17 protein-coding genes and 1 riboswitch are annotated in these 22,791 nt (G+C 65.9%); of the genes, 7 read left to right on the top strand and 10 right to left on the bottom strand.

Annotation, left to right across the window (positions count from 1 at the left end; genetic code table 11):
• Positions 1 to 57: 57 nt before the first annotated feature.
• Positions 58 to 167: riboswitch (TPP riboswitch) on the bottom strand.
• Between the two features lie 141 nt (positions 168 to 308).
• A complete protein-coding gene (locus ASE88_RS02975) occupies positions 309 to 530 on the bottom strand; it encodes a hypothetical protein (RefSeq protein ID WP_056475281.1) in 222 nt (73 codons plus the stop codon).
• Positions 531 to 995: 465 nt separating this feature from the next.
• Positions 996 to 1,658: a UPF0149 family protein gene (locus ASE88_RS02970; protein WP_056475279.1), complete on the bottom strand. Its 663-nt coding sequence runs from the start codon at positions 1,656 to 1,658 to the stop codon at positions 996 to 998.
• Positions 1,659 to 1,907: 249 nt separating this feature from the next.
• On the opposite strand from ASE88_RS02970, the gene ASE88_RS02965 reads away from it, so the two are divergent.
• On the top strand, positions 1,908 to 3,866 hold the full coding sequence (locus ASE88_RS02965; protein ID WP_056475276.1) for a putative bifunctional diguanylate cyclase/phosphodiesterase: 1,959 nt from the start codon (positions 1,908 to 1,910) through the stop codon (positions 3,864 to 3,866).
• 9 nt (positions 3,867 to 3,875) lie between these two features.
• On the opposite strand, the gene ASE88_RS02960 is transcribed toward ASE88_RS02965, so the two are convergent.
• The 5 genes from ASE88_RS02960 to ASE88_RS02940 all read right to left on the bottom strand — a co-directional run bounded on the left by ASE88_RS02960 (position 3,876) and on the right by ASE88_RS02940 (position 9,340).
• Positions 3,876 to 4,802, bottom strand: coding sequence for a crotonase/enoyl-CoA hydratase family protein (locus ASE88_RS02960; protein WP_082466157.1), 927 nt, complete (start codon positions 4,800 to 4,802; stop codon positions 3,876 to 3,878).
• A gap of 110 nt (positions 4,803 to 4,912) precedes the next feature.
• A complete protein-coding gene (locus tag ASE88_RS02955; RefSeq protein WP_235527775.1) occupies positions 4,913 to 6,640 on the bottom strand; it encodes a chloride channel protein in 1,728 nt (575 codons plus the stop codon).
• 152 nt (positions 6,641 to 6,792) lie between these two features.
• Positions 6,793 to 7,785 (bottom strand): ribosome small subunit-dependent GTPase A, encoded by a 993-nt coding sequence (gene rsgA / locus ASE88_RS02950; protein ID WP_082466155.1) that lies wholly within the window; start codon positions 7,783 to 7,785, stop codon positions 6,793 to 6,795.
• Between the two features lie 8 nt (positions 7,786 to 7,793).
• Complete coding sequence (locus ASE88_RS02945; RefSeq protein WP_055875836.1) at positions 7,794 to 8,156, bottom strand: hypothetical protein; 363 nt, start codon at positions 8,154 to 8,156, stop codon at positions 7,794 to 7,796.
• 311 nt (positions 8,157 to 8,467) lie between these two features.
• Positions 8,468 to 9,340 (bottom strand): endonuclease/exonuclease/phosphatase family protein, encoded by an 873-nt coding sequence (locus ASE88_RS02940; RefSeq protein ID WP_056475268.1) that lies wholly within the window; start codon positions 9,338 to 9,340, stop codon positions 8,468 to 8,470.
• Positions 9,341 to 9,421: 81 nt separating this feature from the next.
• Between ASE88_RS02940 and ASE88_RS02935 the strand changes: the two genes are divergently transcribed.
• On the top strand, positions 9,422 to 10,714 hold the full coding sequence (locus tag ASE88_RS02935) for an MFS transporter (protein WP_056475265.1): 1,293 nt from the start codon (positions 9,422 to 9,424) through the stop codon (positions 10,712 to 10,714).
• Here the strand turns inward: ASE88_RS02935 and ASE88_RS02930 are convergent.
• Positions 10,704 to 11,459, bottom strand: coding sequence for a DeoR/GlpR family DNA-binding transcription regulator (locus ASE88_RS02930; RefSeq protein WP_056475262.1), 756 nt, complete (start codon positions 11,457 to 11,459; stop codon positions 10,704 to 10,706). The genes ASE88_RS02935 and ASE88_RS02930 overlap by 11 nt on opposite strands.
• Before the next feature lie 201 nt (positions 11,460 to 11,660).
• On the opposite strand from ASE88_RS02930, the gene ASE88_RS02925 reads away from it, so the two are divergent.
• Positions 11,661 to 14,495 carry a TonB-dependent receptor gene (locus ASE88_RS02925; protein ID WP_056475257.1) on the top strand — a complete coding sequence of 945 codons (2,835 nt, stop codon included), beginning with the start codon at positions 11,661 to 11,663 and terminating at the stop codon, positions 14,493 to 14,495.
• A 72-nt stretch (positions 14,496 to 14,567) separates the two neighbouring features.
• The gene (locus ASE88_RS02920) at positions 14,568 to 15,767 is read left to right on the top strand and encodes a histidine-type phosphatase (protein ID WP_056475254.1); all 1,200 of its coding nucleotides are present in this window, start codon (positions 14,568 to 14,570) and stop codon (positions 15,765 to 15,767) included.
• Here the strand turns inward: ASE88_RS02920 and ASE88_RS02915 are convergent.
• Positions 15,764 to 17,872, bottom strand: coding sequence for a phosphocholine-specific phospholipase C (locus ASE88_RS02915; RefSeq protein WP_056475249.1), 2,109 nt, complete (start codon positions 17,870 to 17,872; stop codon positions 15,764 to 15,766). The genes ASE88_RS02920 and ASE88_RS02915 overlap by 4 nt on opposite strands.
• Before the next feature lie 551 nt (positions 17,873 to 18,423).
• On the opposite strand from ASE88_RS02915, the gene ASE88_RS02905 reads away from it, so the two are divergent.
• Positions 18,424 to 19,119 (top strand): RibD family protein, encoded by a 696-nt coding sequence (locus ASE88_RS02905; RefSeq protein WP_056476285.1) that lies wholly within the window; start codon positions 18,424 to 18,426, stop codon positions 19,117 to 19,119.
• 60 nt (positions 19,120 to 19,179) lie between these two features.
• Here the strand turns inward: ASE88_RS02905 and msrB are convergent, their stop codons facing one another.
• A complete protein-coding gene (gene msrB / locus ASE88_RS02900; protein ID WP_055875813.1) occupies positions 19,180 to 19,629 on the bottom strand; it encodes a peptide-methionine (R)-S-oxide reductase MsrB in 450 nt (149 codons plus the stop codon).
• 179 nt (positions 19,630 to 19,808) lie between these two features.
• Here msrB and ASE88_RS02895 point away from each other — a divergent pair, with 179 nt between their 5' ends.
• Together ASE88_RS02895 and ASE88_RS02890 are read left to right on the top strand one after the other, a co-directional pair.
• Positions 19,809 to 20,390, top strand: coding sequence for a DNA-3-methyladenine glycosylase I (locus ASE88_RS02895; protein ID WP_056475243.1), 582 nt, complete (start codon positions 19,809 to 19,811; stop codon positions 20,388 to 20,390).
• Between the two features lie 564 nt (positions 20,391 to 20,954).
• The gene (locus ASE88_RS02890) at positions 20,955 to 22,718 is read left to right on the top strand and encodes an aspartyl protease family protein (protein ID WP_235527774.1); all 1,764 of its coding nucleotides are present in this window, start codon (positions 20,955 to 20,957) and stop codon (positions 22,716 to 22,718) included.
• The last annotated feature ends 73 nt before the right edge of the window (positions 22,719 to 22,791 follow it).

Here is a 22,791-nt window from a genome sequence, read left to right as displayed (position 1 = left end):
CGACGATCAAAACCATAAACCAAAAACGCTCACATCCACTCCAATCGGAGGGACGACGGGCCAGCCGCAGACCCTCCCTACGCCGGTATAAGCCGGATCAGGTTCAGCGGGTCATGGGCTGCAGCCCACCTCTCAGCCGCGCATCAGCGGCCCCCCGGGGAAGCCATCGCTTAGGCGGTCGATGCGGGCGTGGAAAGCGCTATCGGCGCAGGTGGCTGGCAACCGACGGAAATCGATGTCGATATGCCCTTCGGTACACGATGTCGGAACGAGGCGGCGGCAAACGCGCCGCCCCGTTCGCTCGCTCATCAGCTATGTGCGCGAGCCGCAGCCTTTTGCGCGCGGGCCTGCTTGGCATAGTGATGATGCGCGATGACACAGCCGGCGGCCGCGCCTATCACCGCATGCCCCTTGCCGACGAAATGGCCGCCGACGCCGCCCGCCGCGGCACCACGAATGCAGCCCTTGGCGATCACCGGCGAGGCCGACATCACGAGCAGCGGAAGCGCGAACAAAGGGGTAAGACGCATCCCAGTTTTCCTCTTAGACAGGGTTTGGACAGGAGATACCTGCGAGGCCCTGCCTGCGTTCCGTGAGAAATCGTTCATCTTTGGCGCATCCCAATAGCGCCTCTGGGTAGACTCGCATCTCTACAGGAGATTGATCCGCCGAGCCTGACCTTGCGCGGCCGCCGCAGTATCTCATTATTGCGCGCGGCGAGCGCGAATGGTTGCCGCCGGCAGAACGATCGCTGTTCACGTCGAAGAGCGCTGCGCAAATTGCGACCGTGACCTTGGGTCGTGCCCATGCTGCGGCGAGTCGGACGGCGAGGCGGGCGCCGACGCGTCCGGTCCCGCTCAACGCGAAGTCGTGGAGAATGACGAGGATCGATGCGGCGGGTGTGGCGGCGCGGTCAGCGTCGACGACGCCGTGATGCCAAGCATTGGTGCAGCATTACCGGAGACGCGACCGCGACCGTTGCCTTGTCCGCAACCCTATCCACAGCACCGCTTCGATTTCTTGCCCGAACCACAACGACAGGGATCGTTCCGGCCGATCCTGGTCGGTATCGACTTGATCGGCATCGCCAAGGCCGCACTGCCCGCGCGCATTCCGGCGCCGTGCAACCGCGCAATCAGGTCGACCAGATCGGTATGGGCACGCACTTCAAGGTCGTTGATCGCCAAACTGTCGAGCGACGTATCGTTGCGAGCGATGCCGATCAGCACCGACACTTGCGCCAACGCGTCTGCGACGTCGTCTTCGCCAGCGGCCAAGGTCGCCCATATTGCGGGCCGCAATGCCATCGCTTCGGCAAACCCGTCGATCCACAACTCCCAGAGAACGTCGCCATTGCGCTCGTCGATGTCGAATAGGGGCTGAGGCTTGCCGCGGCTGAGATCGCGAACGATCTCGGTGCAGCGGGCGGTGATCGCATCGACGAACCACTGGACATCGAGCGGGTCCTCGAATGGCGGACCGCTGCCGTCGTCGATACCCCAGACGCCCTGCAACCACTCTGCCTGCGGGATTGGCTCTGGGCACAGCAGTACACCGGTCAGGAACCCGTCGAGTTCGGTAAGCAGCATCGGCTCGTCGAACGGCAGGTCGGCGAGCGCGTCGTCGAGGCGACGCAAACGGGAAGGCAGCGGTTTCATACGGCGTTGGGAACGATCGCGTCGAGGAACAGATCTCGCCCGATAGCGCAATCGGTCCCGGCTGCCAGCCCTCGTCGCATGCAAACGTCTGCATCCTGTCCGTGCGCTCGGCTTGTGCGGGCCGTCGGCCGCAGACTGCTTCGGCATTTGCCTTCGCCATAGTCGACCACGCCGTGTTATGCGGCACCCTGTGACCACCGCCCGTATGTCTTCGCACCTTGTACAAACCTGCCGTGCGGAGATAGCCGAGTGACGGGTCTCGTTTCTCGGCTGCGACAACTGCGTCGGTCCGATCAGGCGATTGCCGCCGCCGTCCGCGAGACGTTGGTCGAGTCGCTCTATGCGTCCCCCCGGTCGCTGGTGATCGGCGCGCTGTCGAGCGGTGCGATCACCGCGATCGTGGCGTTGATGAGTGCCGATCGCCTAATCATGGTGTGTGCAGCGGCGATCGTGCTCGTCGCCGCGATCCGGATTGTCGACGCGGCCCGGGCTCGTGTGGAACCGTCGGCCGAGGCTACCGCGCGCAAGACGACCCGCCGCGAAATACTCTATCGATCGGGTGCGCTCTGCTATTCGGCCTTGCTCGGTATTTTCGGCCTGCTGACGCTGGTGCGCACCGATGATGGCGTGTTGCAGCTCCTCGCGGTAACGACGACGATCGGCTACGCTGCCGGGATCGCCGGACGCAACGCCGGTCGGCCGTGGATCGCCCTGTCGCAACTGCTGTTTGCGTCGGTGCCGCTGGCGATCGGGCTGTTCCTGTCGGTCGAGACGCTCAAGATCGTGCTGGCGGTCGTCATCCTGCTGTTCGTGGTGGCGATGATGGATATCACGCTGCAAACCTATGGCGTGATTCTGAAGGCCACTTTGGTGTCGCGTGAAAAGGCGGCGATCGCCGATCACCATGCGGCGGTCGCTCGCCGCGACGACCTGACCGGGGTAGCCAACCGGACCGCGTTTCGCGAACAGTTCGAAGCCCGGATGCAGGCGCTGCACTATAACGATGACCGCCTCGCGCTTCACTGGATCGACCTCGATCGCTTCAAGGAGATCAACGATTCGTTCGGGCATCTTGCCGGCAACGCGCTGCTCGCCGGCGTCGCCCGCCGGCTGAACGACGCATTCGGCACCGAGGGCATCGTGGCACGACTGGGCGGCGACGAGTTTGCCGTGGTCAGTACGGTCCGTGACCATGACAACGCCCTCGCGATCGGGCGGACGATCCTGACGCTGGTCGAACAACCGGTCCACCATGACGGCCGGATGTTGCGGGTTGGTGCGTCGCTCGGGATCGCGGTGGCGCCGCGCGATGGCACCGATGCGGATACGCTGCTGAAGAACGCCGATCTCGCTCTGTACCGTGCCAAGGACGGCGGCCGCGGCCAGATGTGCGTGTACGAGCCGGTGATGGACGAAAAGATCGAACGCAGCCGCGATCTGGCGGCGGAAATGCAGGACGCGCTCGTACGCGGCGAATTCCATCTGGTGTTCCAGCCGATCTTCGACCTCGCGGGCGACCGCATCGTATCATGCGAGGCGCTGCTGCGCTGGACCAACCGTCGCTACGGCGCGATCTCGCCTGCCGAATTCATTCCGATCGCCGAGGACAACGGCCTGATCGTCACGATCGGCGGCTGGGTCATCCGCGAGGCATGCCGGATCGCCAGCGCCTGGCCGACGGACGTCCAGATCGCGGTCAATCTCTCGCCGGTGCAGTTGCGCTCGGCCAATTTGACGCAACTCATCCTAGGCGCGCTGGCGAGCAGCGGACTGTCCGCGCGACGCCTCGAACTCGAAGTGACCGAATCGGTGCTGCTCGAAGACATCGAGGCATCGCTCGCCGCGCTCGATGCGATCAACCGGCTCGACGTGCAGACGACATTGGACGATTTCGGCACCGGCTATTCGTCGCTCAGCTACCTGACCAAATTCCCGTTCCAGACGCTCAAGATCGACCGTTCGTTTATCGTCGATCTCGACCAGAACCCCGCCTCTGTGGCGATCGTCCAGACGGTGATCGACTTGGCCGCGAAGCTCGGGATGCGAACGGTCGCGGAGGGAATCGAGACGCAGGCGCAGCTCGACCAATTGCGCCGCACGCGGTGCGATGCGGTACAGGGCTATCTCCTTGCGCACCCGATGCCGGCAAGCTCGGTCGGAGCCATGCTTGCCGACGGGGCCGCGGTCAGGACACGGTCCGGATCCTGACCGCGAGGATCAAGACTGGACCTTGCCGAGCAAGCGGGTCTGCGCCCCCACCAGCCGTCGCATCAGTTTAAGATCGCCGGCACTCAGTCGCAGCGCGGCATCCGCCCAGAGGTCGACGACCGCCTCAAGTTCGCCGAGCGGGAGCGGATTGACCGAGCGCGACGCTTCGTAGATCGCGCAATGCCCGCTGTGACGCCGGCGATTGTGGCGGATATAGCGTTCGACTTCAACGCGCCCCTCGCCCGGCTCGGCCAGCGCGTGGACGATCCCGAGGTCGTAGAGCTCCTCGGCGCTATAGCTGCGCCCGCTCAGGATCATCTGCTCGGCGCGGGCCGACCCGAGCCTGCGCGACAGGAAACAATGCGCACCCATTCCCGGGAACAGCCCGAAATTGGTTTCTGGCAAACCAAAGCTGGTGCCGCGTTCGGCGATGACGACGTTGAACGATAGCAACGCCTCGAACCCGCCGCCCAGCGCGTCGCCCTCGACCAGACCGATGGTGATGATCGGCTGATCGAGACTGAGCATGTTACGGTGCAGGATGCGCACGCAGGCACGCCCATAGCCGACCAGTGCAGCGCGATTGCCGTCGCGGATGTGCGCTGCGAACAGATCCAGATCGCCGCCGAGCGAGAACACCCCTGGGAAACGCGAGCCGAGCACGACATAGCGGATATGCATATCACCGGTGCGGCGGGCGGCGACGATATCGTCCTGCCACTGGCTGAATTCGGTCAGCAGCCCGGGATTGAAGCTCGGTCGGACGCGTTGCCGCATATAGGTCCAGAGCGTGTCGAGCTCGGGATCGAAGCGCGCTTCGAGTTCGGTAAACGTAAAGCGCGCGCGTGGGGACGGATCCGGCGCATCGGTGACCGATCGCTGGTGGCGCGGTCGGCTACGGTCGGCGGGGATGACGGGGGGATATTCGAGGGTCATGACGACGTCCTTCTTTGCGCACAGCCGATTGCTGCCGAAGGAGCCTAGGTCGCAAATGATGGCGATACCGATGGCATGTCGGTCGATTTGGCACAGCTGCGCCGTCGCGCTCAGCGTTCCCCGAAGAGTTCGCGCTGCGCCTTTTCAAGTTCCTCCGCATAGCGACGACGGACGAAAGATTCGGACAGGATCCCAAGGACCGCACGCGCGTCGTCGAGCACCGCGAGTTCGTCCGCGCCCGAGGCATCGAAGCGGCGCATGACTTCGGCGATGTCCATCGTCGGCACCAATGCGGCATCCGCGACGACCGCGAGCGATCCGACGGGGGCCTGCGGATCAAGCCCCTCGGCATAGGCGGTCGGGGTCTGGACGATCCCGGCATAGCGATCCTCCGCATCGACGAGCACGGTCCGGCTGGTCGCACCGAGCGGCACCCGCCGGCGGAACTCGGCGATCGTGATCGACGCAGGCAACGCCTTGGTCTCGCGGCGCATCATCCGCCCCGCGGTCAGCGTCTTGACCCAGCCGACGTCGCGCGCGCTCTTGATCGTCTCGCCACGCAGGTGCAGCCGCCAGGTCGAGAAGCTGTAGCCGAACGTCTCGCGCACAATCGTTGACGATACGAGCGCCGCCGCGAGCACTGCACCGGTCAGCGCGAAATCCCGCGTCGCCTCCAACACGAGCATCGCCATCGTCATCGGTCCGCCGACGACCGCGACCGCCAAGGCCGCCATCCCGACCAGCGCGGCGTTGCGCGGATCGACCAGATGCTGGCCGGCGATCGCCGCGAGTCCCCCCGCGAACAGATGGCCGACCAGGGTACCTAGAAACAGCGACGCGAAGAACAACCCGCCGCGAAACCCGAACCCCAGCGAGACGATCGACGCCGCGCATTTCGCGAGGAAGATCACGCCGATGAACGCGAGCGGCGCGCCCAGCGCAAGATCGGCGTGGAGCGCGCCATGCCCGGCCGACAGAACTTGCGGGGAGACGAGCGCGATCGGGACCAGCAAGGCGCCACCGATCGCCGGCCGCGACCAGTCGGGCAATCTGGTGCGGCGCAACGCCGTCTCGACCAGCGCGACCGCGCGCATCAGGGCGATGCCGATACCTGCACACAGCGCGCCGAGCACTGCGTAGATCAGATAGTGATGCGTTTCGGTGGGCATCGTCGCGACCGCATCGATCACATAGGGCTGCGTGCCGAGGAGGTGCGCGACCAGCGTTCCGGCCAGCGCGGCTGCGACCACCGGGGCGAGCGCGGTCGGTGTGTAGGCGCCGATGACGATCTCGAACGCGTAGAACGCGCCTGCCAGCGGTGCTCCAAAGGCTGCCGCGATCGCCGCGCCGGTGCCCGCACCGACCAGATTGCGCAGATCCGCGCGGCGCAGATTGAACGCCGCCCCCGCGACCGATCCGATCGCACCACCAAGCTGCGCATAGGCCGCCTCGAGCCCGACCGAGGCGCCGAAGCCGTTGGACAGAATCGTCTGCCCGGAGATGACCAGGCTGTCGGGGACCGACATGCGGCCGCCATGCAACGCATTCGCTTCGACCGCATCGACCATCCGGCGTCGGCGCGCGCGCGTTGCCAAGGAGAACAGCGCGAGCACGAGCCCGCCGATCGGCAACACGACGAGCGCGGTGAGCGGTAAAACGGGCATGGCGCTGAGCCGTGCGACGGATGACAGGCCGAACAGCCCATGCTGCATCGTCCGCGCTGCCGCGCCTTGCAAGACGCTGAGTAACCCGGCGCCGGCGCCGACTAGCGTCGCGAGCACGATGAACGCCGCCTCGCTCGCGCGGACACGACGCCGGATCGATTTGAGGACGGACAATGCGCGCAGAATAAAGGCCTAGCCCAAAGAGTCGGACGCCGCGTCTAGCCCGCAGCGCGCAGACCCCGCCAGCGCTTTCGGCCGCATGGGATCACTGCGGTTCGTCGCGTACGCGGGGGGCGAAGGCGGTCGTGCCAACTTGTCGACGCGTCCTAGCGAAACCAGCGTTTCGTCAGGCGGTCGGCGTTCGTCTTCTCCTCGACCGCCAGTCGTCGCCAGCGATCGAAGCGCTCCGCCGTCAGCGCACCACTGTCGATCCCGGCGCGCACCGCGCAGCCCGGTTCGACGCCGTGCGAGCAGTCCGAAAAACGGCAATCCTGCGCCGCGAGCGCGAAATCGTCGAACACTTCGGCAATTCCCGCCGCCGCATCCGACAGCTGCAATTCGCGCATGCCGGGCGTATCGAGCAGCCAGCCACCTTGTGGCAGGCGGTGCATCTCGCGGACGGTTGTGGTGTGGCGCCCGGTGCCGTCATGGGCGCGGATCGCCTGCGTCGCGATACTATCCGACCCGCGCAGCGAATTTACGAGAGTCGACTTGCCGACCCCCGATGACCCCAGGAACGCGACGGTCCGGCCTGGACCGCAATAGGCCGCGAGGCGGACGACGTCGCCGGGATCACGGCCGTTTACCGTCTCGACACGCAGTCCCGGCTCGAGCGCGCGCGCCGCGGTGACGAAGAGCTCGGGCGTGTCGGTGAGATCGGCCTTGGTCAGGATCACCACGGGCGTCACTCCGACTTCGCGCGCGAGCACGAGATAGCGCTCCAGTCGCGCGACGCTGAAATCCTGGTTGCACGACGCGACGACGAACACCGTATCCACATTGGCGGCGATCATCTGGTCACGGCGCGGGTCGCCCGGCGAGCGGCGTTTGAACAGGTTCATCCGCGGCAGCACCCTAACGGGAAGCAGGGTGGCATCGTCGACCAGCAGCCAGTCGCCGACGGTAGGGTGATCGTCGGTCGGTAGCGCGCCCTGAATATACGGCGTCATGAAGCGCTGCCCCGCCTCGCCCGACACCGATATCTTGCCGCGGTGGACCGACATCACGCGCACCGGGTGGCAGCGTTCGGCCTCCTCCGCCGAAACCTGATCGCTGAAGAACGTGGTCCAGCCGAGATCCGCAAGTGTCGTCAGGGTCATTGGCGCCGTCACTGATAGTGCGTCGTGTTGGCGAACCCGTCGTTCGTCTTGGTCATCTTGATGAGCTTCTTGATCATCGCGCGGACATGGCGGTCGAAACGCGTGTCGTCATACACGCCGCGCCAGATATACTCGTCGCGATCGAGCAGAGCGCGTAGTGCGGCGGCAAAACCCTCCTGCGTCTCCGGTGCCTGTTTGGCCTGCATCAGCCCGCAGACCATTTCCTCCGCGGTCGCCTTGTCGCAATCGTCGTGTCGATCGCGACCGCCGCGCTCCGCCACGACCTGATCCGACTTCGCGGCGGCGACGCGACGTTCGAGCCACGTCCGGACGATCACACCGTCCCATGCCTTCGCTACCGCCTCGATCATATCCGTTCCTCGTTTCCCGACGCGCTTTAGCGGCACATCGCGGCTGCGTCCCGGGCGTTGTTGCACGTGGCGCCCTGGTCCTGACAGCGTTCTGTACCCGGCCGTGATGCTGGGAGACGTTCGCGCTTGATCATCCGCCGCCGGGGCGTAGTGCGCGCACAAGCGATCGACTCATCAGGCGTAGGCGGGGCGCTTCCGCGACGGACTGGAGGATCATATGTCGCCCGAGTTCGCAGCGACGACGCTGCGGACCGTAGCCGAATGGGGCCGCTAGGCCGACCTGTTCGTGTTTGACGACGCCGACGACCGATTCAGCCTCGACCCCCCGGCCTGATCGCGTCGAACCGCAGCTCGGCAACCACCGGGAAGTGATCCGAGGGATAGACCGTCGCCGCGTGATCGGTCCTTACCGCGGCAGCCAGCGGGGTGAAGCCGCGGACGAAGATGTAATCGATCCGGCGATCGGGCGTGCCGGTGAAATCGTGGAAGGTCCGGTCCGGGCCGACGCGGACCGGCGATGCGACCCAGGCGTCGGTCAACCGCCCGGCGAGCAGGCGATAGGCGGCGCTGTCGGGGGTTGCGTTCATGTCGCCGGTCACGACGATCGGGAGCGCGCCGGCGATCGGTGCGAGCTCTGCCATGAGCATCGCAGCCGAGCGTTCGCGCGCGCCGTCATCCTCGTCGCGGTGTGCGAAATGGGTATCGAACACGACAAACCGTCGATGCGTGGCCCGCGCTTCGAAGATTCCCCAAGTGACCATGCGCGGCAGCGTCGCGCCCCACGCCATGCTGCCGATCACCGCCGGCGTATCCGACAGCCAATAGTCGCCGTGGCGGATCAGGCGCAGACGATCGCGACGGTAGAAGATGCCCATATGCTCATCGGCATGCCCGCCGCGCCTATCGCGCCCGAACCAGCTATAGCGGGGTAGTGCATGCACGACGTCTGCGCCTTGCGTGGCGAACAGTTCCTGCGTGCCGATGATGTCGGGGTTCGCCGCCGCAACCGTCTGCACGAACAGCGCCCGCCGGTTGGCCCAGACGTTCACGCCGTCGTCCGGATTGGGGTAGCGGACGTTGAACGTCATCACCCGCAAGCGGGTCGCATCGGACGCGCGCGCCAGGACGGGCCCGGCCAGACACAACAGGAGCAGCGCGGCGAAACGCAGGACAATGACGGGCATCGGGTATAGTCTCTGTAGATATGACGCGTTCGCGCGGCGCGGCGTCGCACCAGTGTCATATCCAGCGATCATTGCGCGACGATGACGGATTCGACGCCATCGCGGACAGCACTCGATCGACGCTTCTATCATCTCGCTGCAACCGAAACCTGGGAACGGTTTTCGCTGCACGGCGTGAAGGCGCTGCTGACGCTGTATCTGATCGATCATGTGCTGGTCGACGATAGCAACGGTGTCTTCGGATTGGCACCCGCGCGGCATATGCTGGAAGTGCTGTCGGGGCCGCTTACCCCGCTCGCCTTCGCGTCGCAGCTTTATGGGCTCTACGCGGCGCTGTCGTATCTGGTGCTGCCGATCGGCGGCGCGATCGGCGACCGCGTACTGGGTCGGCGGCGCGCGATCATGCTCGGCGCGCTGCTGATCGCCAGCGGGCATTTTTGCCTGATGCGCGAGGCCCTGCTGCTGCCTGCGCTGGCGCTGCTGATCGTTGGCACCGGCTGCATGAAGGCGAACCTGGCGGCGCAGGTCGGTGATCTGTTTCCGGTCGACGATGGAGGGCGCGGGCGGGCATTTGCGGTCTACCTCGCGTTTCTCAACATCGGCGTGATGCTTGGGCCGCTGGTGTGCGGATTGCTCGCGCAGCAGTTCGGATGGCGCTATGGCTTCGGCGCCGCCGCGCTCGGGATGGTGGTCGCGCTGACGATCTATCTGGGCGCGCCGCCAGCCCCTGCCGTCTCGACCGCCCGGCGGACGACTGCGCAGCGATCGGTGAATTCGGGTACCGCGGTCGCGGCGATCGTCATCGTCGTGCTTGCGTTTTGCGCTTATGAGCAGGTGTCGAACATCTTCCTCGTCTGGATCGCCGGGCATGTCCGCCTCGACATAGCGGGCTTCGCGGTACCGCCGGCGTGGTTTGCCGCTGCGGACGGGTTCTTCACCATAATGCTCGTCGCGCTGGTCCGCTGGATCGGCACGGTCCGCGCGCGGCGAGGATATAAGGCGTTAACGCCTGCGACTGTGCTGGCGGTGGGCTGCGGCGCGATCGCTGCCGGGTTCGGCGTGTTGGGCGCTGCGGCGCTGACGGGAAGCGACAGCGCACTCGTTCCGCTCGCCGCGCTCGTCCTGCTCGATCTCGGCGTGGTGTTCGTCTGGCCGGCGGGACTCGCGCTGGTCACCGCGGCTACGCCGGCTGGCAAAAGCGGGACGATGGTCGGACTGTTCTATCTGCACGGCTTCTTTGCCAACCTGTTCGTCGGCTGGGTCGGTCGCTTCTACGAACGCATCGCAATCGCCGAATTCTGGGGCTGGCATGCCGCCATCGCCGGCGTCGCGCTACTGCTCGCGCTCACGCTCCGTCGGGGAATCAACAGATGACCCACTCGAGCGTTTCCATCGCCGCCGCATAGGCCTCGCCCGGCGCACGGTCGGCGACCAAGATATCGACCTCGGCGAAGGTCGCTACCGCTGCGACGCTGCACCGGTCGAACTTGGAGGCGTCGACCGCGATCAGCACGCGTTCGGATTGCGCGATCATCTGGCGGCAAAGGGCAGCCTCGCCGACGTGATAATTGGTAAAGCCCGCGACGGGATCGACCGATTCGGTCGAGATGATCGCCAGACGAGGGCGGAACCGCGAGAGATAGGCGCGCGCATCACTATCGAAATAGGCTCGGTAGCGATCGTCAAGTTCGCCGCCCGCCGCATACACCCGGTTGCCGTTGCGCCCGCCAAGCTCCTGCACGACGCCGAGCGCATTGGTGACGATCGTCAGATCGCGCTTCGAGCGCAGCGCCCGGGCGACGTAATGGCTGGTCGAACTGGCATCGATATAGAGCGACTGACCGTCGTCGACGAGCAGCGCGACCGCCGTAGCGATCCGCTGTTTGGCCGCGGCATTGCGACCGAGACGCACCTCGAACGCGCCCTCCTCCGCGGTCTTCGCAAGCCGCGCACCGCCATGGATGCGCTCTATCGACCCATCGGCTTCCATCTGCCGCAATTCACGCCGGATCGTCTCGTCGGAGACCGCGAGCGCCGTGGCCATTTCTGCGATCGCATGCGCATCGCCGTTGCGCAGCAGGTCGAGGATATGTTGACGACGATCGCTGCGCTTCATCATGCGGGGTGCTTAACGGCTGGCGGTCACGGTTCCAAGCATATTCCCGGATCATGTTCGACTCAGCGCTGACCCCATCAGTTTTTGATGAGAACGTTGAGATATTACACAGGATCTTACCTGATTGTCACAAAACCGTATCGAATCGGTCCTAACGAACCCTCGATCGGGCAGTTCAGCCCATGATCATCCCAGGGGGGACCCATGACTTCGACCTTCACGATGCCGGTACGCCGGCAGCGATCGCCTGCGCTTGCCTTACTGTCCCAAGCCGCCCGCGGCACGCTGGCGATAGCGACCGTCGGCATATCCGGCGTTTGGTTCTTCGGTACCCCGGTGTCCGCCCAGACCATCCCGGCCGACAATAAGACCGTTGCTGCGCCGACCGAGACCGTCAGCGAAGCGTTGACCGGCGACATCGTCGTCAATGGTCGCCGCCAGCAGTCTGTGCTCGCCGAAGAGCATGATGCCGTCGGCGTGATCGACGTCGTCACCACCGGAGACGTCGCGATCCACTCGCAAACCGGGATCGCCGATCTCGCCAAGACGCTGCCGGGAATCTCGGTCAGCCGCGACCAGGGCCGCAACCAGAGCGCGACGGGCGAAGCGCAATATGTCTCGATCCGCGGCTTCGACACCAGCTACAACGCCTATACGCTCGATGGTCTGCGCCTGCCGCAGGTCGCGGGCAGCTCGCGCGCGATCTCGCTCAACCTGTTCTCGCCGTTCGCGGTCGGCGCCATCGCGGTCGACAAGACGCCGGGGGCGAACAAGGATTCGGACGCGATCGCGGGTATCGTCGATCTGCGTACGCCGACCGCGTTCGACTTCTCGACCGACTTCACGCGCGCCCGCGTTCTCGCCCAAGGCGCCCAACTCGCGCTCGATCGCAAGCAAAAGGGCTTTGGCGGCGCGGTCGGGATCGATGCGGCACGCCGGTTCGGCAGCGATCGCCAGTTTGGCGTATATGTCGCGGGCTATTACGAGGAGCGCGCAAACGACGCCGAATCGACCGCGGTCCAGAACGACTATAAGACGACCAACTTCAACGTCGGCACCGCGCGCGCCAATGGCGATGCGCTGTCGGCCGATGGCGTCCAGTGGAATTTCTACAACAACGAGATCAAGCGCTACGGCGCGACCGGCTCGCTCGATTTTCACAGCGATCCCGTCGAGCTGTTCGCCCGCGTCAACTATGCGACCTATCTCAACACCAACACGATGAACCAGACCGGCCTGCGCAACGAGCTGACCCGCGGCCAGACGAACGCGAACCCGGTCCGCACGCTTGGCAACGGCAGTACCACGCAGGCGTATAATGCGGCGGGGATCTACACGCCGCTCGGCATCAACCCGGCCAGCTATTTCCGTACCGAGGACGTCGAGCAGGAGCTGTTCTCGGCGCAGCTCGGCGGCAAGGCGCATTGGAACGGCATCACCGCGTCGCTTGAAGGCAGCTATGCCGATGGCCGGTTCGACCAGCCCCAGCGGATCGAGGCGGCGTTCCGCGGCGTCGCCTATAACGGTGCGGTGAGCAACACCGGGTTGGCAAGCGAAGGCGTCAACGTCGACCTGTCCGACCCACGTTCGCCCCGCCCGGTGCTGTCTTCGGGCGCGAGCGCCTATGTCGGCTCGCTCGACCGTCCGACCCAGCTCTACGTCCAACAGGGCTATGATTATCTGTCGGAGGTCAAGAAGACCGTGAAGGGGAGCCTCGGCTGGGAGGGCACCGGATTCCTCGCCAGCGTCGCGGTCGGGGGGCTGTACGAGGATTCCGATCGCGACGGCCGGTCATTGTCGCCCGACGTGACGCGCTATCGGTTCCTGACGCCGTTGCAATCGGGCACCGAACAAGGTCCGACGATCAACCAGTATCTCGGCTATGTTCTCAAGGACTTTCTCGATTACTATCCGGCGCGCGGGATCAAGGTGCTCGATCGCAGCCAGCTCGACTCCCAGGTCAGCAAATATGTGAACCTGGCGACGGTGGCGCCGCAGGTGATCAGTCAAGGGGTGCTGAAGGCCAACGAAAAGCGCAAGGCCGTTTACGGCACCGCGACGCTGAAGCTCGGGGCGCTCGAAGTCGTGCCGGGGCTTCGGTATGAGGACAACAGCTTCGACGGGCGCTATTTCTCGACCAATGCCAACGGCGTCGGCGGCAGTTTCGTAAAGGCCGGGCGCAACTATGACCATCTCGATCCGAGCGTGCTGGCGGCGTGGAAGCCCGACGACCGGTTCGTGGTGCGGGGTGCGGTGCGCTCGAGCTATGCGCGGCCGGGGTTCGACCAGATCGCAGGCCCCACCCGGCGCAGCGATGCGGATTCCAACGGTGTCATCACCGTGACCAGGCCGAACCCCGACCTGAAGCCGGTCGAGGCGTGGAGTTATGATGCGGGCGTCGAATATTATGGCGGCGTCGGGCGGTATCTCCAGGTCGCTCTGTATTACAAGGACTTGAAGAACATCCTGGTGCCGACCGGCACGCGCTCGCTGAGCGAAACCGTGGGCAGCGTCGTCACGATCCAGCCTGCCAACGGTCGCGGCGGCAGTGCGAAGGGGATCGAGGCGTCGGGGCGCTTCACCATCGGCGACATGGTCGGCTCGCGTTTCCTCGGGAATTTTGGGGTCGGCGGCAACATCACCTACCAAAATACCGAGGCGGAGTATCAGATCTCGGCGACCGACATCCGCCGTTCCAGCCTGCCGCAGGCGCCCGACCTGATCTACAATGCCGAAGTCTTCTATGCCGACGGCCAGTTCCGCACCAACCTTTCGTACAATTACACCGGCCGGTTCCTGGCCACGGTGCAAGACAGCCAGCCCGATATCTATGTCCAGCCGGTCGGCGAACTGAACTTTGGGCTGGCATTCGCCGCGACCGACAATCTCGAGATCGGCGTGGCGGCGCGCAATCTGCTTGACCAGCACACCTATTGGGCGACGGTCGGCAAGTCGGAACGGTACATCTCGAACGATCGTAACGGCGGGTATATGAATACCGGGCGCGTTTTTCAGTTCAGCCTGACGATGAAGATGTAGCCCCTCCTCGACCGCCGGTCGCGCGTCTAGCGCGGCCGGCGGTTTTCGTTACCCGAACCAGGACAGTTTCCCATGCGCCGTATTCGTATTCTGTCGAGAATCCTCAGAGCCGTCACGTTGGCGGGACTATCGAGCGGGGCGATCGCGGCCCCGCACGGCCTAGAACTCGAACGCGTCGTGATACTGATGCGGCACGGCGTGCGTGCACCGCTGTCGGGGGAAGTGCCTGCCGACACGCACACTGCCACGGCTTGGCCGAACTGGACGGTGTCCGAGGGGCGCCTTACGCCGCACGGCGCCTCAGCGTTGATCCTGTTGGCGCGCCATGATCGCCGCTGGCTCGCTCCGCTCGGCCTTGCCGGCTGCCCGGCACCCGGCGCCGTGCGGATCTGGACCAATACCGCCGCGCGCACGATCGCCAGCGGCGAGGCTTATGCGCAGGGCCTCGCACCGGGTTGCGACGTCCGGGTCGGGCATCTGCCAGGCGATCGGACCGATCCGATCTTCGAACCGCTCAGCGCGGGTGCGACCGCGTTCGATCCACGCCAGGCGATCGCGTCGATCATGCGCTACACGGGAGGCATGGACGCGCTCGTCGCACGCCATCGACCGGCGATCGCTCTGCTAGACCGCGTGCTGAGCTGCAAGGACGGCGCCTGCAGCCCCGACAGCCCGGCGATGCTCACGCCGTCCGCGGACGGTCGTGGCATCGACCTTTCCGGGCCGATCCGGGCAACCTCGGGGATCGCGCAGGTCCTGCTGCTTCAGGAGGCGGAAGGCCTGCCCCGCGCCGCGGTCGGTTGGGGACGCGCCGATCCCGCGACGATCGAACGCCTCGGCGCACTCCACGCGGCGCTGTTCGACGTGTTCACGCGATCGCCGTACATGGCGGCTCACCAAGCGTCGGCGCTCGGCCACCGCATCGTCGAAACGCTCACCGCCCCCACCGCCCCCCGCCTCGACGTGATGGTCGGTCACGACACCAATGTCACCGCGCTTGCGGCGGCGCTGGGTGTCGACCTCGACGCACCGGGCTTTGCGCGCAACGACGTTGCACCGGGCGGGGCCCTTGTCATCGAGCGGTTGCGCGATCGGACTTCGCACGCGCGCTATGTCAGGGTGTTCTACCGCGTTCAGTCGCTCGCCGCGATCCGCGCATTGCGACCCGCTGTCGTCGTCACGCCGATTGCGATCCCGGGATGTACGTCGCTCTGTCCGCTCGACCGGTTCGTCGCGCGCCTCGGATCGCGCATCGCCGCGCTGCGGCCCTAGACGGCCACGAACGGATCGCTGCACGTGGCCCGGCCCGGCGTGTCGACCCGCCCAGCGACACGGCGGCGATACCCGGGCACGGTCGTTGCGGAGAGGCTGACGTCGTACCAGCCGAAGCTGTCACGCAGCGGCCAGCGATACCGTGCTGCCGTCAGGGGCTCCGCCACCGCGCGCACGCCGATCCGTTCGACGTGCGCGGTCAGCCCCAGCGCATGATGCCTGCCTGGGAGGTCCAGCACGAGGGTGTCCGCGGTCACGGTCCAAGCGACGGCCTCCAGCGCTGCCGGATCGTCACGCGTTCCAGCAAAATGTCGGTGGAAACCGTTCGGGCCGAGCACCCACAAATCATAGCGCCCATCGGATTGGAACGCCCAGCGTCCGTCGAGCGACCGCCCCGGTTCGACCGTGAAGCGGCGCGGCGCAGTTCGGAGATCCACACGATCATAGACGTGGAACACGGCGGCTGCCGCACCCGCCGCCTCGAAGTGAAGCTCGACTGCCCGATCGGCGATCGTGTCGTTCACGGTCAGCGCATAGGGAAGCGGGCGCGCGCGACGGATACCGGGCTCCTGCCACGGCGGATCGGTGGCGGTCGATGCCTGCGGACGGACCTGCTTCGGAATGGCGGCGGCCCGGGCCGCGTCGCGCCGCGGATCGGGCATGGCGGCGAATGGCACGCGATCGGCGGCGCTGAAGTCGAATGCCGAAGTCAGGTCGCCGCATACCGCGCGGCGCCACGGCGAGATATTGTGCTCGTGGAACCCGAACCGGCGTTCGAGGAAGCGGATCACAGAACTATGGTCGAACACCTGCGAATTGACCCAGCCGCCGCGGCTCCAGGGCGACACGACGTACATCGGCACGCGCGGGCCCAGCCCATATGCGCGACCGCGATAGGCCGGGAGGTCGAGCGTCGCATCGCCCTTGCTCGGGACGATATGATAACTGCCCGTCAGATCGACCGTCGACCCGCCGAGCAACGTGCCGTCGGCGGCATGCGACGGTGGCGCAGGCGGCGGAACATGATCGAAGAACCCGTCATTTTCATCGAACATCACCAGCAAGGCGGTCCGCGCCCAGACCGCGGCATCGGCGGTCAGCGCGTCGAGGACGTCGGCGGTATACGCCGCTCCCTGCGCCGGACTCGACGGACCGGGATGCTCCGAGCCCTTCGCCGTGGCGATGACGTACGATACTTGCGGCAGGCGTCCGGCGAGCACGTCGGCGCGCAAGACGTCGAGCCCACGCGTGGTCAGCGCTCGGTCGCGTAAAGCAGCGTCCCCTTCCCCGCCCCCGCGATGCGCATCGCGGAACGCGGCGAAACCGACCAGCGGGTTGTCGGTGAAATTGTCCGCCATGTCCTGGTAGATCCGCCAGTCGACGCCCTTCGCCTGCAACCGCTCGACGACGGTGGTCCAGCGGTAAGGGTCGGGAGCGCCGCCATCCTCGACGAAACTGTCGTGCGAATTGCCGATCGCCGGGCCGCCCTGCGTGCCGCCGGGATCGTTGGTTCCGCTCCAAAGGAACAGCCGATTGGTGTTGGTGCCGGTCTGCGCCGAGCAGTGATACGCGTCGCACACCGTGAACGCCTCCGCGAGCGCGAACTGAAACGGGATGTCCTCGCGCCGGTAATGCCCCATAGCGCGCTGGCTCTTGGCCTCGGGCCAATGCGCCATCCGACCCTCGTCCCACCCACGCTGCGCATCGGGCCAGCTATGCGGCGTGCCCTCCATCCGCATGAGGTCGAAATTCGCGCGCGTGGCGAGATGGAACGGCAGGACGGTACGCGCGCCGCCAGGCGCGGTCCGATCGTGCTGGGCCCAGACCACCGCGGGCTTCGTCGGCGCGGCCTGCTCCGATACGGGGCCCGCCACGGGTATCGCCAATCGATCGGCGAACCCCCGCACGCCGCGCAGCGATCCGAAATAGTGATCGAAGCCGCGATTCTCCTGCATCAGGATAACGACATGCTCGACATCCATGATCGAGCGCGTCCGCACATCGGGGGCGATCGCTGCAGCCCGCGCGATTGCGGCGGGAAGCGCGCTCATGGCCGCCCCGGCGACACCGGCGGACAGCAGCAGGCGACGCGAAACATCTGTCATCGATCAAATCCGAACGTGGCGTGCGGGATGCTGACAGGGACCATAGCGGCGCACGCGCCCGGACGCACGCCATCTCGCAAAACGGGACGGATCCGTACGCGCCGGCCGGTAATTCCGGCCGGCATGACCCGTCAGTTCGCCGGCCAGATCCGACGATGACCGGGGTCGAAGAACGTCATCCGACGCGGCGTGATCAAGGCATATAGCCTGCCGATTGGCGACGGCCGCTGCATCGTCACAGGTCGGCCCGACTTCCGACGTCATCCCCGATGATATCGTCCGCGTCTTTCTCCGACGCTTCGTATTTGCTGCCTCTGGCGCGCTGGCGGGCCGCGCTCGAAGCGATCGGGGATCTCCTATCGATTGTCGACCGTCTCGCCCGCGCGCACCGCGGCCTGCCCGACGGGGCGACCGGGCCTGGACGACGGGGCCTGCCGTTCGGGATCGTTCTCGGCAACCGGATCTGGCGTTAAAGTCGGCGTACGCAGCGGTCGCCATGGGCCCGATCGGTGAGACGACCGTTCTAGCGTCCTGCACCTTTGGAGACGCTGATGAAACCGCATGTGACCTGCCTGATGCTGTCCTCGATCGACGGACGGTTGCATCCGAGCCGCTATACCGAAAGCCCCGATGGCTCGCGGCAGCAATGGTCGAAGGCATATGAAACGCTGCACGATTCGATGGCGGCAGATGCGTGGATGGTCGGTCGCGTGACGATGGCCGAGATGAGCGCGACCGGCCCGCATGCGCCGCCAAAGCCATGGACGGTAGACCGGGCGGTACATGTCGCAAGCGATGCGAAACGCTTCGCGATCGCGCTTGACCGGTCAGGCAAGCTGCATTTCGAGGGAGGCGCGATCGGCGGCGACCATGTGATCGTGCTACTCGGCGCAGGCGTGTCCGACAGCCATCTCGCCGAGCTCGCGGCGGACGGCGTGTCCTATGTCGTAGCCGACACGGACGAGATCGATATCGTCGCGGCGCTTGAGACGCTGGGGGACGCGTTCGGTATCCGGACGATCCTGCTCGAAGGTGGCGGTGGCATCAACGGCGCGCTGCTCGCAGCGGGTGTAGTGGACGAACTCGGCGTACTGGTCACGCCTGCGCTGGATGGCGGGACCGACGTGCAGGGCATCGTCATCGCCGGTCCCGACGGCCTGGCTGGCAAGGTGACGCTGACGCTCAAGGGGGCCGACGTGCTCGACCACGGTATCGTCCATCTGCGGTACGGAGTTCAGGCGGCGTAATTTCGACCGCATCGCCAGCGCACGTTCCGGGTTTGCTGGCGATGCGGGTAAGGCGATCGCTTACCCGACCTGTTCGACCTGGTCGAGATAGGCGCCATAGCCCTGCTCGACCATGTCCGCCTGCGGCACGAACCGCAGCGATGCCGAGTTGATGCAATACCGTAAGCCCCCGCGATCCCGCGGGCCATCGGGGAATACGTGCCCGAGATGGCTATCCCCACCAGCCGAACGGACTTCGATCCGGGTCATGCCGTGGCTGTGATCATGAAGTTCGGCAACGGTGTCGGGTGTGATCGGCTTGGTGAAGCTCGGCCAGCCGCAATGCGAATCGAACTTGTCGGCAGACGCGAACAGCGGCTCGCCCGAAACGATATCGACATAGATGCCGGGCGCCTTGGTGTGCAGATATTCGCCCGTGCCGGCGCGTTCAGTGCCGCTCTGCTGCGTCACGTAAAACTGCTCGGGCGTCAGCTTGGCGAGCGCGTCGTCGGTTTTCCTGTAGTCGGTCATGGTGTCCTCCGGATCTTGAGCAAACTGGCTGGCCGAGCGCGGCGGACAGGCCGCCGTCGACCGGCAGGCTGACCTGGCCTATATAGGGTGCGTGCCCGCCTGCCGAAACGGGTGCGGCTCGCGCGGCGGGTCGCATTGCCGAGGACAGGCCGATCTCCCTTCCGTTTGCGAGCGCTGTCATGATCGTTGCCGACCTCTGCCGATGCCGCTGGGCACAAAGCGATCCGTTGCTCGCGGCCTATCACGATGCCGAATGGGGGGTAGCCGAGTTGGATGCGCGCGCACTGTGGGAAAAGCTGATGCTCGACGGGTTCCAGGCCGGGCTCGCCTGGATCACGATCCTGCGCAAGCGTAAGGCGTTCAGGGCGGCGTTCGCAGGGTTCGATCCGGTGCGTGTCGCACGGTTCGGCGAGCCGGAGATCGCGGCGATGCTCGACAACGCAGGCATCGTCCGCTCGCGCGCGAAGATCGAGGCGACGATCGGCAATGCGCACGCGTATCTCGCGATGCGCGACGCCGGAGAGGATTTTGCCGACTTTGCCTGGCGTTTCGTCGATGGAGTTCCCGTGATCGGGGACGGCGAAAAGGCGTTGACCCAATCGCCCGTGTCCGAGGCACTGTCCGCGGCGCTGAAGGCGCGCGGGTTCAAGTTCGTCGGGCCGGTCATCGTCTATGCCTGGATGCAGGCATGCGGGCTGGTCGACGATCACGAAACCGCCTGTTTTCGACGTCGCCAAGCGATCTCTGCGACGGGACGGTGATCAGTGCCCGAGGCGTGCCGATCCGGACGCGCACGACCACGACATCGGCCGCGGCGCCACCGAAATGCGCATCGAGCCGCGTCCTGAAACAGGCGATCGTCGTCTTGCGGGAGGCAACGTCGCAGCGCGCAAGGCAGCGCGGGGATCCGCCGTTCGCCAGATAGCAAGCGCACGAAGACCGTCGCGATAGCCTGCGGACGATCTTGGAAGGCGGGCGTTACGCGACCCCGGTCGGTGACGAACCGTGTCGATGCGGCGCGCGGATCGACCGCGATCTGTTTCCAGATCGTCGCATAGCGGGCCGCCAGCGGATCGCCGGCGATGTGGGCGCAGCGGCGGTGCAGGCGATCCGCGCGGCGAGCCTTGCAAGGTGCAGTGAAGAGCCGCGAACCGCATCGATGCGACGCCGCGGTCATACTTCCGGTTCGCTAACGCCACCTTCATGCCGCATAAGCCGGGACGCCAGTTCCTGCCCCCGGGCTCATCGACGCCGCTGTAGCGCTGGCATCCGCGCTGGGATAGCATTCGGGTGCCTAAGGCGAGGCTGAGGCTCAGGAGATGCGCATGCGGGGATCGACGGTAGTTCGGGGGGTGGCGATCGCGGTGATGGCGATGGCGATGGCGGGTCCGGCGATCGGCGCGTGCAAGGTGAGCAAGCTTGCCGAATTGCCGGTAACGCTGATCGGACGCCGGGCGATGGTGGATGCCAAGTTCGGCACACACGATACGCGATTCATCGTCGACAGCGGCGCGTTCTACAGCACCTTGTCGCGCGCATCGGCGGCGGAGTTCGGCTTGTCGAGCACGCCCGCCCCATCGTGGTTCAGACTGCGCGGAGTCAATGGCGACGCCTCCGCCTCGATCGCAAGCGCTAAGGATTTTACGCTCGCCGGCATCCCGCTCCCGCGCGTCAGCTTCATCGTCGGTGGCACCGACACGGGCACGGCGGGCCTGCTCGGCCAGAACATCCTCGGGTTGGTCGACGTCGAATACGATCTGCCACACGGCGCGGTCCGGCTGATGAAGGTCGAAGATTGCGGTAATGTCGGGCTCGCCTATTGGGCGGCAGGCAAGCCATATTCGATGATCCCGCTCGAACGCGGCGACGGTGGACCATGGAAGCCGCACACGATCGGCACCGTGCTGGTCAACGGCGTGAAGATGCGCGCGGTATTTGATTCGGGCGCGCAGACGACGATCCTGACGCTTGCCGCGGCCAAGCGCGCGGGGATCACGCCGACGAGCCCGGGGGTGAGGCCGGTCGGCTATAACAGCGGACTGGGCTCAAAACAGCTGACGACCTGGATCGCGCCGTTCGACACCATCGACCTTGGTGGCGAGGTCGTGCCGAAACCCAAATTCAATATCGCCGATCTCAAACTTGACGGCGACATGCTGATCGGGTTCGATTTCTTTCTCACGCACCGGATGTTCGTCTCGAACGCGAATCACTTGATGTACATGACCTATGAGGGCGGCACGGTGTTCGGTCTGACGCCGACCGGGGCGCGGACGACGGGGGGCGAGAAGCTTGATCTGACCGACACCGCCGGCGTGCCGACCGATGCGGCAGGCTTTAGCCGGCGTGCCGCGGTGTTCCTGTCGAAGCGGCACTATCCCGAGGGGCTCGCGGATCTCGACAAGGCCGTGGCGATGGCGCCGACCGTGGGCCGCTACGTGTTTCTGCGCGGGCAGGCGCGGCTCGCCAACGGCCAGTTGCTGCTTGCGGCCGCGGACATCGATAAGGCGGCGGCGTTGAGCCCCGACGACAACGAGGTGCGGCTGCTGCGCGCACGGCTTCGGGTCATGAGCCGCGATCCGGTCGGCGCAGCGGAGGATATGAAGGTCGCCGATCGGACGCTGGCTGCCGGATCCGACGACCGGCTCCGGCTCGCCGGTCTGTACGATTCGATCGACCAGCCCGAGGGTTCGATCGCGAATTACGATGCGTGGCTCAAGATGCACGGCGACGATGCCGATCGCGCGACCGCCTATAACGGACGGTGCTGGGCGCGGGCGTTGCTCGACCGTGAGCTTGACCGTGCGCTGTCCGATTGCAACACCGCTCTGAAGCTCCGACCCGGCTCGGCCTCTTATCTTGACAGCCGCGCGCTGGTGCAGCTCCGGCTCGGCAAGCTCGACGCTGCGCTTGCCGACTATGATGCGGCTCTGAAGGCCAACCCGCGCAATGCGTGGTCGCTCTATATGCGCGGCGTGGCCGAGCGCCGAGCGGGCAAGACCGAGGCGGCGGACGCGGACCGCAAGGCGGCGCTGGCGATCAACCCGGACGTTGCCAAACGCGCCGCGCGCTATGGGCTGGACGGCTGATCGAGGACGATGGCCGCCGACGCGAAGATCCGCCCCCCGAGGCTAGGGTAAAGAATCGCCGCAGTCCGTGCGC

Source organism: Sphingomonas sp. Leaf38, from assembly GCF_001421825.1.
Classification (GTDB): Bacteria; Pseudomonadota; Alphaproteobacteria; order Sphingomonadales; family Sphingomonadaceae; genus Sphingomonas.
This window is presented reverse-complemented; position numbering and strand designations above follow the sequence as displayed.

Excerpts from the sequence above, each read along its gene's own strand:
- ASE88_RS02975 (WP_056475281.1), bottom strand. The coding sequence starts at position 530 with ATGCGTCTTACCCCTTTGTTCGCGCTTCCGCTGCTCGTGATGTCGGCC.
- ASE88_RS02970 (WP_056475279.1), bottom strand. The coding sequence starts at position 1,658 with ATGAAACCGCTGCCTTCCCGTTTGCGTCGCCTCGACGACGCGCTCGCC.
- ASE88_RS02960 (WP_082466157.1), bottom strand. The coding sequence starts at position 4,802 with ATGACCCTCGAATATCCCCCCGTCATCCCCGCCGACCGTAGCCGACCG.
- rsgA (WP_082466155.1), bottom strand. The coding sequence starts at position 7,785 with ATGACCCTGACGACACTTGCGGATCTCGGCTGGACCACGTTCTTCAGC.
- ASE88_RS02945 (WP_055875836.1), bottom strand. The coding sequence starts at position 8,156 with ATGATCGAGGCGGTAGCGAAGGCATGGGACGGTGTGATCGTCCGGACG.
- ASE88_RS02940 (WP_056475268.1), bottom strand. The coding sequence starts at position 9,340 with ATGCCCGTCATTGTCCTGCGTTTCGCCGCGCTGCTCCTGTTGTGTCTG.
- ASE88_RS02935 (WP_056475265.1), top strand. The coding sequence starts at position 9,422 with ATGACGGATTCGACGCCATCGCGGACAGCACTCGATCGACGCTTCTAT.
- ASE88_RS02930 (WP_056475262.1), bottom strand. The coding sequence starts at position 11,459 with ATGATGAAGCGCAGCGATCGTCGTCAACATATCCTCGACCTGCTGCGC.
- ASE88_RS02925 (WP_056475257.1), top strand. The coding sequence starts at position 11,661 with ATGACTTCGACCTTCACGATGCCGGTACGCCGGCAGCGATCGCCTGCG.
- ASE88_RS02920 (WP_056475254.1), top strand. The coding sequence starts at position 14,568 with ATGCGCCGTATTCGTATTCTGTCGAGAATCCTCAGAGCCGTCACGTTG.
- ASE88_RS02915 (WP_056475249.1), bottom strand. The coding sequence starts at position 17,872 with ATGACAGATGTTTCGCGTCGCCTGCTGCTGTCCGCCGGTGTCGCCGGG.
- ASE88_RS02905 (WP_056476285.1), top strand. The coding sequence starts at position 18,424 with ATGAAACCGCATGTGACCTGCCTGATGCTGTCCTCGATCGACGGACGG.
- msrB (WP_055875813.1), bottom strand. The coding sequence starts at position 19,629 with ATGACCGACTACAGGAAAACCGACGACGCGCTCGCCAAGCTGACGCCC.
- ASE88_RS02895 (WP_056475243.1), top strand. The coding sequence starts at position 19,809 with ATGATCGTTGCCGACCTCTGCCGATGCCGCTGGGCACAAAGCGATCCG.
- ASE88_RS02890 (WP_235527774.1), top strand. The coding sequence starts at position 20,955 with ATGCGGGGATCGACGGTAGTTCGGGGGGTGGCGATCGCGGTGATGGCG.